The sequence below is a fragment of the Tsuneonella sp. HG249 genome, from assembly GCF_053819205.1.
The window spans coordinates 1,334,152-1,345,657 of the sequence record NZ_JBSOQY010000001.1 but is presented as its reverse complement, the minus strand read 5'-3'; the positions used below and the strand labels follow the sequence as shown (position 1 = coordinate 1,345,657).

Annotated in this window: 12 protein-coding genes; 7 read left to right on the top strand and 5 right to left on the bottom strand. The window is 66.9% G+C overall.

Going from position 1 to position 11,506, the window contains the following annotated elements:
* The first annotated feature begins 82 nt into the window (after positions 1–82).
* The 4 genes from lepB to ACWPM1_RS06760 are packed head-to-tail and all read left to right on the top strand — an operon-like array spanning position 83 to position 3,826.
* Positions 83–895, top strand: a complete 813-nt coding sequence (gene lepB, locus ACWPM1_RS06775) for a signal peptidase I (RefSeq protein WP_455694077.1) — start codon at positions 83–85, stop codon at positions 893–895.
* Positions 892–1,563, top strand: coding sequence for a ribonuclease III (rnc, locus tag ACWPM1_RS06770; protein ID WP_455694076.1), 672 nt, complete (start codon positions 892–894; stop codon positions 1,561–1,563). The genes lepB and rnc overlap by 4 nt, the downstream gene beginning before the upstream one ends.
* The gene (gene era, locus ACWPM1_RS06765) at positions 1,560–2,465 is read left to right on the top strand and encodes a GTPase Era (RefSeq protein ID WP_455694075.1); all 906 of its coding nucleotides are present in this window, start codon (positions 1,560–1,562) and stop codon (positions 2,463–2,465) included. The genes rnc and era overlap by 4 nt, the downstream gene beginning before the upstream one ends.
* Positions 2,466–2,500: 35 nt before the next feature.
* Positions 2,501–3,826, top strand: a complete 1,326-nt coding sequence (locus ACWPM1_RS06760) for a hypothetical protein (protein ID WP_455694074.1) — start codon at positions 2,501–2,503, stop codon at positions 3,824–3,826.
* Here the strand turns inward: ACWPM1_RS06760 and ACWPM1_RS06755 are convergent.
* From ACWPM1_RS06755 to plsY, 5 genes are all read right to left on the bottom strand, one after another.
* Positions 3,813–3,995, bottom strand: coding sequence for a hypothetical protein (locus ACWPM1_RS06755; RefSeq protein ID WP_455694073.1), 183 nt, complete (start codon positions 3,993–3,995; stop codon positions 3,813–3,815). The genes ACWPM1_RS06760 and ACWPM1_RS06755 overlap by 14 nt on opposite strands.
* Positions 3,996–4,091: 96 nt before the next feature.
* Positions 4,092–6,629, bottom strand: coding sequence for a type I DNA topoisomerase (topA, locus tag ACWPM1_RS06750; RefSeq protein WP_455694072.1), 2,538 nt, complete (start codon positions 6,627–6,629; stop codon positions 4,092–4,094).
* A 65-nt stretch (positions 6,630–6,694) separates the two neighbouring features.
* Positions 6,695–6,859: a hypothetical protein gene (locus ACWPM1_RS06745; RefSeq protein WP_455694071.1), complete on the bottom strand. Its 165-nt coding sequence runs from the start codon at positions 6,857–6,859 to the stop codon at positions 6,695–6,697.
* A gap of 185 nt (positions 6,860–7,044) precedes the next feature.
* A complete protein-coding gene (gene dprA / locus ACWPM1_RS06740; RefSeq protein WP_455694070.1) occupies positions 7,045–8,136 on the bottom strand; it encodes a DNA-processing protein DprA in 1,092 nt (363 codons plus the stop codon).
* Positions 8,133–8,714 (bottom strand): glycerol-3-phosphate 1-O-acyltransferase PlsY, encoded by a 582-nt coding sequence (gene plsY / locus ACWPM1_RS06735; protein ID WP_455694069.1) that lies wholly within the window; start codon positions 8,712–8,714, stop codon positions 8,133–8,135. The genes dprA and plsY overlap by 4 nt, the downstream gene beginning before the upstream one ends.
* 134 nt (positions 8,715–8,848) lie before the next feature.
* On the opposite strand from plsY, the gene murI reads away from it, so the two are divergent.
* The 3 genes from murI (at position 8,849) to hemA (ending at position 11,418) form a co-directional block, all read left to right on the top strand.
* On the top strand, positions 8,849–9,643 hold the full coding sequence (gene murI / locus ACWPM1_RS06730; protein ID WP_455694068.1) for a glutamate racemase: 795 nt from the start codon (positions 8,849–8,851) through the stop codon (positions 9,641–9,643).
* On the top strand, positions 9,640–10,113 hold the full coding sequence (locus tag ACWPM1_RS06725; RefSeq protein WP_455694067.1) for a hypothetical protein: 474 nt from the start codon (positions 9,640–9,642) through the stop codon (positions 10,111–10,113). Before murI ends, ACWPM1_RS06725 begins: the two co-directional genes overlap by 4 nt.
* A gap of 84 nt (positions 10,114–10,197) precedes the next feature.
* Positions 10,198–11,418 carry a 5-aminolevulinate synthase gene (hemA, locus tag ACWPM1_RS06720; protein WP_455694066.1) on the top strand — a complete coding sequence of 407 codons (1,221 nt, stop codon included), beginning with the start codon at positions 10,198–10,200 and terminating at the stop codon, positions 11,416–11,418.
* The last annotated feature ends 88 nt before the right edge of the window (positions 11,419–11,506 follow it).

Genomic DNA, 11,506 nt, shown 5'->3' with positions numbered 1-11,506 from the left:
GCTTGACCCGCTCGCGACGGGTCGGTTTTTCTTCATTTGTACTGTGTGCCAGGTGTGCCAAGTCCAACAGGACGGCCGCGGCATGAGCGCGAGCCAGACGGCCGCGACCGAGGCTGCTGAAACCCCCGATGACAAGGAAACCCCGGCCAGCTTCGCGTGGTTCGTCACGAAACTGGTAATCGCGGTGTTCGTATTTCGGAGCTTCTTCTTCAGCTTCTACACGATCCCCAGCGAGTCGATGCTACCCCGCCTGTGGAACGGCGACTACTTCATCGCCGCCAAGTGGCCCTACGGCTTCTCGCGCTGGTCACTGCCGTTCAACTTGCCGCTGATCCCGGGCCAGGTGCTTTCGCGCGTGCCCGAGCGCGGCGACGTGGTGGTGTTCAAGCACCCGATCGACAAGATCGACTACATCAAGCGCGCGGTCGCGCTGCCGGGCGACAGCGTGGCGATGCGCGACGGGCAAGTGATTCTCAACGGCGTGCCGGTGAAGCGCGAGCGGATCGCCGACTTCGTGATCCCCGTCTCGCCCAACACCCGCTGCCACCCGATGTCAGTGCCGAGCCCTTCGAGCTGCGCCTACGCCCGCTTTCGCGAAACCCTGCCCTCCGGCCTGAGCTACGACACGCTCGACTTCGGCCGCACTCCGCAGGACGACTTCGGCCCGATCGTCGTGCCGCAGGACACCGTTTTCGTGCTGGGCGACAACCGCGACAATTCGCAGGACAGCCGTTTCCCCGCGCAGGCCGGCGGCGGCGTCGGGCTGGTGCCGCAGGAACTGATGGTGGCCCGCCCCGCCGTGATGGTCTGGTCGACCGACGGCTCGGCCAGTTGGATCATGCCGTGGACGTGGCTCTCGGCGCTGCGCGGAGACCGAATGGGGGACGGGATTTGAGCGTCCTTCCGCCCGCGACCCGCGCCTGGCTCGAGGCGACAGGGTTCACCGTGCGCGACGAGGCTGTGTTCCAGGCCGCGCTCACCCACGGTTCGACCGGGGACCCCGAGAATTACGAACGGCTCGAATGGCTGGGCGACCGGGTGCTAGGCCTCTCCGTGTCCGACTGGCTGTTCCGGCTGTCCGAAGCGCCGGAGGGCGAACTGGCCCAGCGGCTGAATGCCCTGGTGGCGCGCGACACGTGCTCGTGCATCGCGCGGGACATCGGCGTACCGGACCACGTCCGTCTCGGCAAGCAGGCGCGGGACGACGGGGCGCACGACAGCGACAACGTGCTGGGCGACGTGATGGAAGCGCTCATCGGAGCCAATTTCCTCCAGGCGGGGTTCGACCCCACCCGCGACCTCGTCCACCACTTGTGGCGCGAAGCTGTCGAGGGTGGCCGGGGGCGCTCGAAGCACCCCAAGTCGGCGCTGCAGGAATGGGCGGCGGGCAACCGCCGGCGGCCGCCCGAATACGAACTGGTCGAGCGGGCAGGCCCCGATCACCAGGCGCGCTTCACCGTGCGGGTGAAGGTGGCCGGGGTCGGCCAGGTCGAGGCCACCGCCACCAGCAAGCAACAGGCCGAGACCGCCGCGGCCGAGGCATTCATGGAGCAATACGGATGACCCCCCCGGTCCGCCAGAAATGCGGTTTCGTCGCCGTGATCGGCGCCCCCAACGCGGGCAAGTCGACCCTCGTCAACGCGCTGGTAGGGCAGAAAGTCGCCATCGTCAGCGCCAAGGCGCAGACCACCCGCGCTCGGCTGATGGGTATCGCGCTCGAAGGCGACGCGCAGATGATCCTCGTCGACACGCCCGGCATCTTCGCCCCCCGGCGGCGGCTCGACCGCGCGATGGTCAACGCGGCGTGGGAAGGCACCCAGGCCGCCGACGCTGTGGTGCTAATGGTCGATCCGATGAAGCAGCGGCGGCACGAGCTCGATCCGCTCGTAGAGGCGCTCAGCGTGCGGCCCGAGCGCAAGATCCTCGTGCTCAACAAGGTCGACGTGGCGAAGAAGGAGCCGCTGCTCGCCCTGGCGCAGGAGCTAGGCGGCAAGGCCGAGTTCGCGGAGATTTACTTCATCTCGGCGTTGACCGGCGACGGGGTGCCCGAGTTGAAGGCCGCGCTCGCCGCGATGATGCCCGAAGGCGAGTGGATCTATCCTGAAGACCAGGTCTCCGATGCGAGCGAGCGGCTGATGGCGGCCGAGATCACCCGCGAACAGCTCTATAAGCAGCTCCACGAGGAGCTGCCCTACGACAGCGCGGTGCGGCCCGAGAAATACGTCGAGCGCAAGGACGGCAGCGTCGAGATCCACCAGCAGATCGTCGTCGGCCGCGACACCCAGCGCGCGATCGTGCTTGGCAAGGGGGGCAGCCGGATCAAGGCGATCGGGGAGGCCGCGCGCACCGAGCTCAGCGAGCTGCTCGGGCGCAAGGTCCACCTGTTCCTTCACGTGAAGGTCAGCGAGAACTGGGCCGAGGACAAGGAGATCTTCGAGGAGATCGGGTTGGACTGGGTGCGGTAAGCACCCTCTTTACCTTGGCGGGATAGAGCGCCTCGATGGCCACCGAACCACCAACCGCCGCCTTCCCTCCGCCGCAGCGAGTGATACTGAGGCACGCCGAGGTCATGGCTTCGGCGATGGGATCGACCTCCCGCTACCGCGGCGGGGGCGCGTGGTTCAGCTACGGACTGTTGCTGCTGCTGGTCCTCGCGGTCTGGATCGGACATCTAGCGGCGTTCTGGCTTGCCCAGCAACTGCCCTTCCCCGCCATGTTCGCGCTCGGCCCCTGGCTGCCGACTGTCCTCCCTGCGATCCTGTGCCTGATCGCGGTAAAGCTCGCGATCGATTTCGAGCAACGCCGCGCGAACCGGGCCTACCTGGCCCGGCTTGCCGCCATCGATTCCCCGGTCGAACACGAAGGCACATACGAGGTCACTCCCGATGCACTGGTTCTGACGACCGAACGAATGGTCCTTGCCCCGCGCTGGCACGCAATCAACAGGCTGGAGCGCGGGGAGCACGGATGGGTACTGAGCGCCGACCAACTGCACTTCCTCGTTCCGTTTGCGGCCTTTCTTAGCCCGGAGGAACAGCGGCGGCTGTTGGCGTCGATCACCGAGCGTCTCACGCCCGACGCCAGGTCGCGAAGCCGCGAAGCGGTGGAGTTCGCGCAAGGCGCGCCCGCAGGGGGCATTGGACCGAAAACGCCGAGCCCAGAAGCGCAAGCCCTCGAGAGCGGCGCGAAGGGTGCTGGCGGCGGCCTGTCGAGCTCGGTTCCCACGGCGAGCGGCTGGCTGACACAGGAGCAGGCTGGCTGGGCCGCCGGCGTGGTCTACGGCAAGATTGCTCACTCCGGCATCCACCGCTGGGCTTATCCGCTCACAGCGGCGGTTGCCGGCCTAGTACTGGGCGGACTGGCTGCCGGCCTTCTTGGGTTAGTGCTGCCGGCCGAGGTTCTCTCGGGCTACCCCCGTCTTGTCCTGCTTGGTGGTCTCCTGCTCCTGTTGCTTGGCGGAGCCTTTGGACTTGCCCACGGGCATAAGCGTCTCGGGATAGTGCTGGACCTGGCGTGGCGCGCCGGGCTCGATATGCGCGGTGTGCCGGAACAGGTCGAGGCGCAGTGGCAACTGACAGACCGGGGAATCGCCTACAGGACGGCGCGTTTCACTGGCGAGGCAACCTACGCCAGCGTCCACCAGGTCCTGCACGAGCACGCTTACTGGATCATTGCCGCCGACGGTCTGACCCTCTGCATACCGAACTGCGCATTCGCTTTGCCGAGCGACATGCACACATTCATGGCTGCCTTGCTGGCGCGCATAAGCGAGCCCGCCCGCGCGCGCAGCGTAGTGCTGGACGCACCACCCGCTACCGCTTCTTGAGTATCTCGATGCCGTTCTTCTTAGCGAAGTCTTTTGTCGATTCCTCGCTGCGGTTGATGGCCTTGGCGATTTCGCGGAGGCCTTTGCCCTTACCGGCAAGCATACGCAGCGTGCCGGCCTCTTCGGCCTTCCACGGCTGCTTGTGCCGCTCGAAATTCTCCTTGCCCATGACGTTCTCCCACTAGTCGTCATTGCGAACGAAGCGAAGAAATCCCTCTCCCGAGCTGGATTGCCGCGTGGCCTTCGCTCCTCGCAATGACGATGTCTAGGTTGCGGCCTTCTTCTTCGGTGCGGCCTTTTTCTTGGCCGGCGCCTTGCGGCCCTTCTTCTTCGCCGGGCCCTTGGCTGCGCGGGCGTCGATCAGTTCGATCGCCTGGGCCTCGGTCAGGTCCTCGGGCTTGGCGTCGCGAGGGAGGGTGGCATTGGTGGTGCCGTCTGTGACGTAAGGGCCGTAGCGGCCGGGCATGACCTTCATCTCGCCGCCGCTGGTCGGGTGCGCGCCGAACGCCTTGATCGGTTCGGCCTTGGCGCGCCCGCCCGCCCCCCCGCGGTTGGCGGCCTGTGCCAGCAGGTCGACGGCGCGGTTCATGCCGACCTCGAACACCTCGCGAGTGCTCGCCAGCTTGCCGTACTTGCCGTCGTGGCGAAGGTAGGGGCCGTAACGGCCGATGTTGGCTTCGATCTCAAGCCCGGTGTCCGGATGCGCGCCGACGATCCGCGGCAGCGCAAGCAGCTTCAACGCCCACTCGAGATCGAAGTCCTCGAGGTCCTTGGGAATGCTGGCGCGCTTGGCGTCCTTACCCTCGCCCAATTGAACGTATGGGCCGAAGCGCCCCTTCTTGCGCTCGACCGGCAGTCCGGTGTCGGGATCCTTGCCCAGTATCGCGTCCTCCCCGCCGTCGTCCGCGCCGCCCCCTGGGCTGGCGAACTGGCGGGTGAACTTGCACTCGGGATAGTTCGAGCAGGCTATAAAAGCCCCGAACTTGCCGCCGCGCAGGGCGAGCCTGCCGCCGGCGCGCCCTTCGGCAACGCACGTCTGGCATTCGCGCGGATCGTGCCCGTCGGCCCGCGGGGGGAACAGGTAATCGCCAAGATATTCGTCGAGCGCCTCGGTCACTTCCGACGGCTTTCGCTCCATCACCTCGTCGGTCTTCGGCTTGAAGTCGAGCCAGAACTGCCGAAGCAGCTTCTTCCAGTCTTCCTTGCCGTCGGAGACGATGTCGAGTTCGTCTTCCATCCCGGCGGTGAAGTCGTAGGCGACGTAGCGGTCGAAGAAGCGCTCGAGGAAGGCTGTGAGCAGGCGGCCGGACTCTTCGGCGAAGAACCTGTTCTTCTCCATCCGCACGTATTCGCGGTCGCGCAGGGTCTGAATGGTCGAAGCGTAAGTCGATGGGCGGCCGATGCCGAGCTCCTCAAGCCGCTTGACCAGCGAGGCTTCGGAGAAGCGCGCTGGCGGCTGGGTGAAGTGCTGGGTGGCGTCGACCCCCGTCTTTGCGGGGGTGTCGCCCTGCCGCATCAGCGGGAGCAGGCCTTCGTCGTCATCTTCGCCTTTCGCGTCGCGGCCTTCTTCATAGACCGCGAGGAAACCGGGAAACTTGACCACTTGCCCGGTTGCGCGCAGCTCGTGCCGCCCGGTCGGATCGCGCAGGGTGACCGTGGTGCGCTCGAGGCTCGCGGCGGCCATCTGGCTCGCCATCGCGCGCTTGAAGATGAGGTCGTAGAGCCGCGCCTCGTCGCCCTGCCCGGCGTGGTCGCGGGTGAAGTCGGTCGGACGGATCGCCTCGTGCGCTTCCTGCGCGTTCTTGGCCTTGGTCTGGTAGATGCGCGGCTTTTCCGGAAGGTAATGGCCCGAGAAGCGATCGCTGATCGCCTTTCGCGCCGCGCTGATCGCGCTGTGGTCCATCTGCACGCCGTCGGTGCGCATGTAGGTGATCGCGCCCTGCTCATACAGCGTCTGCGCCAGCCGCATGGTGTGGCTGGCGGAGTAGCCGAGCTTGCGCGCGGCCTCTTGCTGCAGCGTCGAGGTGGTGAACGGGGGCGCCGGGCTGCGCTTGAGCGGTTTGGTCTCGACGCCCTCGACCGTGAAGCGCGCTTCTTCGACCGCGGCCTTGGAGGAGAGCGCGATGCCTTCGTCGCCGATGGTGAGGCGGTCGAGCTTCTGCCCGTCGTAAGTCACCAGCCGCGCGTCGAACGCGGTGCCGTCGTGCTGCAGGTGCGCGGTGACGCTCCAGTATTCCTGCGCGACGAACGCTTCGATCTCGCGCTCGCGCTCCACGATTAGCCGCAATGCGACCGACTGCACGCGGCCCGCGCTCTTGGCGCCGGGCAGCCGCCGCCAGAGCACCGGCGAGAGCGTGAAGCCATAGAGGTAGTCGAGCGCTCGACGCGCCAGATAGGCATCGATCAGCGGCTGATCGAGCTCGCGGGGCTTCGCCATCGCCTCGGTCACCGCCTGCTTGGTGATCGCGTTGAACGTAACCCGCTCGACTTCGGCGGGGAGCGCCTTCTTCTTCGCCAGCAGGTCGCGCACGTGCCAACTGATCGCCTCGCCCTCGCGGTCGGGGTCGGTGGCGAGGATCAGGCGGTCGGCCTTCTTCGCCAGGTCGGCGATATCCTTCACTCGGCCCTGCTTGTCGCGGTAGACCTCCCAGTCCATCGCGAAGTCCTCGTCCGGCCGCACGCTGCCGTCTTTGGGCGGCAGGTCGCGGACGTGGCCGTAGCTGGCGAGGACCTTGTAGTCCGAGCCCAGGTATTTCTCGATGGTGCGCGCCTTGGCGGGCGATTCGACGATGACGAGTTGCATGTGAGTGAAGCGGTGTCCCTACGCGTATACGTACGCGCGAGGGTGGCGGGGCTGCAAACGTCGCGTCAAGCGCTGGCGTGGGCCATCCGGCGCCAGGCGACGGTGAACAGCGCCGCGAGCAGCAGGTCGATCGCGCCGAACACCGCGGCGGAAGCGTCTACCTGTCCGCGGAGGTAGAACGCTACGGCAGGCACGCCGAAGCACAGCTTCTCGAAGATGGTGAGCGGCATGATAGGCTGGAAACGACCCGGATCGCGCGATGACGAGAAAAACGCCCTGGAACACGAGCGCCACGCCCACGAACCCAAGGTGCGTGAGGTGCCACGGGTCGGGCACGGGCTGGAAATACGCCAGGGCGAGAACCGGAACGCCATAAACCGCGGCCCACAGATATACCCGGGCGGCAAACTTCTTTTCAGGCGGCAAGGCTAACCCTCCCTCCGGCGTGCCGAACGAGCCGTCCGGCTATCTCGAGCTCGAGCAAGGCCATCTGCACCGACGCCGGCGGCTCGCCCGATTGGCGGATCAGCTCGTCGACCGCCACCGGAGCGGTGGTCAACATCTCGGACACATCGGCCGGCTCCGCATCGGCAAGTTCGTCGTCGGCTAACACGTAAGCCGGCGTGGCCTCGCGAAAGGTCGAGCGCGGGGTACCGTCGAAGCCCGACAGGAGCTCGATGACGTCGTCCGGGGTCTGCACCAGCACGGCGCCGTCGCGGATCAACTGGTTGCAGCCCGTCGCCCGCCCGTCGAGCGGGCTGCCGGGGATTGCCATGACTTCGCGCCCCGCCTCGGCCGCGAGGCGAGCAGTGATCAGCGAGCCGGACTTGGGCGCCGCCTCCACCACGAGGGTCCCGCTGGAGAGCCCCGCGATGATGCGATTGCGGCTCGGGAAATGGCTGCCGCGAGGCTCGGTGCCGGGAGGCTGCTCGGCAATCAGCAGGCCCTCGCTGGCGACCCGCTCCTGTAGCGCGGTGTGCTGCGGCGGATAGGCGATGTCGATCCCGCTGGCGATGACGCCGATGGTCGCAGGAAGCGAACCTTCGTGCGCGGCGCCGTCGATCCCCCGTGCGAGGCCGGAGACGACGGTGAACCCCGCCCCGGACAGCGCGGCGGCAAATTCGCGCGCCAGCTTCACCGCCGCGGCCGACGCGTTCCTCGCCCCCACCATCGCGACGCAGGGCCTTGAGGCGAGCGATAGCGTACCGCGCCAGGTCAGGATCGGCGGCGCGCTTTCGCTGGCCGCGAGCGATGCCGGGTAGTCTGCTTGATCATGGAACAGGTACTTCGCGCCCAAGCGGCGAACCTGCGAGATTTCCTCCGCGATCGTCTCCGGCGGCGCGGCGCGATAGGGCCGCCCGCCGCGCTGGGCGAGGTTGGGGAGCGCCTCGATCGCGGCTTCGGCGGAACCGAACCGGCCAAGCAGTTGGCGATAGCTGATCGGGCCGATGTTCGGCGAGCGCAACAAGCGGATGCGCGCGAAGGCTTCTCCCTGCGACAGGCTCACTTCTTCGCGCCGACCTTGGGTTCCTCGCCCCGCATGAGGCGACCGAGGTTTTCGCGATGGAGCCAGACGATCAACACCGCAATCGCCGCCAGCGGCAGAACGTATTCGGAATGGCCGAGCAGCGCCGCGGCGACCGCTGCCGCGACGACAGCCGCCATGCCGGCTACCGAGCTGATCCGCACGATCCCCAGCACGGTTAGCCAGACCACTGCGTAGATCGCGCCTATCGCGAGCGCGAGCCCAAGGCTCACCCCCGCGTTGGTGGCCACCCCCTTGCCGCCCTTGAACTTGAGCCAGACGGGGAAGCAATGCCCCACGACCGCGGCGACCGCCGCCGCCCCCTCGGCGCCCGGCCACAGTGCCTTGGCCAGCAGCACCGCTGCCAGTCCCTTGCCCAGATCGAGCACGAGCGTCCCCGCCGCGACGGGCTTGTTGCCGGTGCGCAGCACGTTGGTCGCGCCGATGTTGCCGCTGCCGATCTCTCGCACGTCGCCTAGCCCGGCGGCGCGGGCGAGGAGCAGCCCGAAAGGTATCGAGCCCAGCAGGTATCCCGCGATCGCGGCAAGCAGCCAGTCCATCCCAGTCACTCCCCTGACGGCGACCCGCCGACCCTACGGCCGGCATTGCCCAACGGCTGCTCGCCCACTAGCGCGGCCTAAAGTAAGGGCAATGCTTCTACAAGCGCGGCCCGAACGGGTTTGGAGACAACGGTTTGGACGCTGCGGCCCCGATTCTGCTATTCGATTCAGGCGTCGGCGGGCTGACCGTGCTGGCGGAACTGCGCAAGTTGTTGCCTGAAGCGCCGGTGATCTATGCCGCGGACACCGCCGGTCTGCCGTACGGCACGAAAAGCGAAGCCGAGATCGCGGCGCGGGTGGCCGGGCTGCTTGGGGTCCTCAGCGAGCGATACAAGCCACGCCTCGCCACCATCGCCTGCAACACCGCCTCGACCATCGCGCTCGGCATGGTGCGAGAGGTGCTCAACATCCCGATTGTCGGCACGGTCCCGGCGATCAAGCCGGCGGCGGCGATAACGAAGACCGGCGCTATCGGGTTGCTCGGCACCGAGGCCACGATCCGCCAGGGTTACGTCGACCGCCTCGAAGCGGAGTTCGCCGCCGATAAGAAGCTCATTCGCCATGCGGCGCCCGGCCTCGTCGCCGCGGCCGAGGCCAGGTTGCGTCGCGAGCCCATCGAGCCGGCAGTGTTTGCCTCGGCAGCCGCGGGCTTGCGCGCACAGCCGGACGGTAGCGAAATCGACACGGTGGTGCTTGCCTGCACGCACTTCCCGCTCCTCCACAGCGAGCTGGCCGCTGCGTTCGGCAAGGGCGTGACCTTTGTCGACGGTGCGCAGGGGATCGCCCGACGGATCGCTCACCTCACCGCCGGCCAAAACTGGCGACGCGAGCGCCCGGATTTCGCGGTGACTACCGGCTCGGTGGCCGACTTCGCCGCCCTGCAACCCGCTCTGGCCGCTTACGGCATCGAGAGAGTGGAGGCCGTGTGACGGGGGCGTCGGGCCACCGAGTTCCCCTGGCGGAAGCAAGCCTCGGGCGGCTGGCCGAAGAACGCGGCGACATTACCGCCGAGGTGCTTGAACGCTATTACGCCGCAGAGCCTGGCGCTCGCGCCTCGTTCGCCCATCACGGCCTCGGCGACACCAGCGGTCTCGAGGCGCGCATGGTCGCGGAGACTGTGTTCCTGCTCCTGCGCTGGGTAGAGGAACCGGCCGCGGTGATGATCGAACAGGGAACTACGATCGTGCACCACAACGATACGCTGGAGGTCGGCCCGCGCTGGTACATGGGCCTTGTCGACGCGACGCTGGAGGTGCTGCTCGAGAACATTCCCGCGGCGTGCGAAGCCGAGCGTGCAATGTGGCGCGAAGTCTGCTGTGAAATCGCCCGTTTCGTGGAGAGCCTGCGAGCTGAATTCCTCCGGACTGTCGACCTCCGGTCGCTCCCGTCACCGGCTTAATCGCGAACCGTTCGCAAAGATCGCGGTGGAATTGTCGCGCCCGGAGGCGTAGGGCGCGTCCAACGCCGGCGGACGGGATAGCCAGTGAACTACGACCATATCTTCGACCAGGCGATCGATCGGCTGCACGCCGAAGGCCGCTATCGTGTCTTCATCGATATCCTGCGCAACAAGGGCGCTTACCCCAACGCGCGCTGCTTCCACGGGCATAACGGACCCAAGCCCGTCACCGTGTGGTGTTCGAACGACTATCTCGCGATGGGTCAGCATCCCAAGGTCATTGCGGCGATGGAAGACGCGCTGCACGACGTCGGCGCCGGCAGCGGCGGCACCCGCAACATCGGCGGCAACACCCACTATCACATCGAGCTGGAGGAAGAGCTCGCCGACCTCCACGGCAAGGAAGCCGCGCTGATCTTCACCAGCGGCTACGTCTCGAACGATGCCACTTTGTCGACGCTCGCGAAGCTCCTTCCGGGCTGCGTGATCTTCTCCGACGAACTCAATCACGCGAGCATGATCGCGGGCATCCGCAATTCCGGCGCCGAGAAGCGCGTGTTCCGTCATAACGACGTGGCGCATCTCGAAGAGCTGCTTGCCGCCGAAGATCCCGACGCGCCCAAGTTGATCGCTTTCGAGAGCGTCTATTCGATGGATGGCGACGTGGCCCCGATCCACGCGATATGCGACCTCGCAGAACAGTACAACGCGCTGACCTACATCGACGAAGTCCACGCGGTCGGCATGTACGGCGCGCGCGGCGGCGGCATTTCGGAGCGCGACGAAGCGGCGCACCGGATCGACATCATCGAAGGCACGCTGGGCAAGGCGTTTGGCGTGATGGGTGGCTATATCGCCGCCGACCGCAAGATCGTCGACTGCATCCGCAGCTATGCCCCCGGGTTCATTTTCACGACCTCCTTGAGCCCCGTGCTCGTCGCCGGCGTGCTCGCTTCGGTGCGCCACCTCAAGAGTTCGAGCGAAGAGCGAGAGGGCCAGCAGGCTGCTGCGGCCCGGCTGAAGACGATGTTTGCGGAAGCCGGCCTGCCGGTGATGGACAGCGTCACGCACATCGTTCCGCTGATGGTGGGCGATCCCGTCCGGGCCAAGAAAATCAGCGACATCCTGCTCGCCGAGTACGGCATGTACGTCCAGCCGATCAACTTCCCGACCGTGCCCCGCGGCACCGAGCGGTTGCGCTTCACCCCCGGCCCGGCCCACGACGAGGCGATGATGCACGACCTGACGCAGGCGCTGGTCGAGATCTGGGACCGGCTCGAACTGCGTCTCGCGCGAGCGGCCTGAAGACGCGCGCCATTCGTCGCATGCGGGCCTCTCCTTAGGCTCGCGTAAACCATTCCGCGCTAGCGATATCCGCGCCTTGTCGTATGCA

Excerpts from the sequence above, each read along its gene's own strand:
- lepB (WP_455694077.1), top strand. The coding sequence starts at position 83 with ATGAGCGCGAGCCAGACGGCCGCGACCGAGGCTGCTGAAACCCCCGAT.
- ACWPM1_RS06760 (WP_455694074.1), top strand. The coding sequence starts at position 2,501 with ATGGCCACCGAACCACCAACCGCCGCCTTCCCTCCGCCGCAGCGAGTG.
- ACWPM1_RS06745 (WP_455694071.1), bottom strand. The coding sequence starts at position 6,859 with ATGCCGCTCACCATCTTCGAGAAGCTGTGCTTCGGCGTGCCTGCCGTA.
- topA (WP_455694072.1), bottom strand. The coding sequence starts at position 6,629 with ATGCAACTCGTCATCGTCGAATCGCCCGCCAAGGCGCGCACCATCGAG.
- era (WP_455694075.1), top strand. The coding sequence starts at position 1,560 with ATGACCCCCCCGGTCCGCCAGAAATGCGGTTTCGTCGCCGTGATCGGC.
- plsY (WP_455694069.1), bottom strand. The coding sequence starts at position 8,714 with ATGGACTGGCTGCTTGCCGCGATCGCGGGATACCTGCTGGGCTCGATA.
- ACWPM1_RS06755 (WP_455694073.1), bottom strand. The coding sequence starts at position 3,995 with ATGGGCAAGGAGAATTTCGAGCGGCACAAGCAGCCGTGGAAGGCCGAA.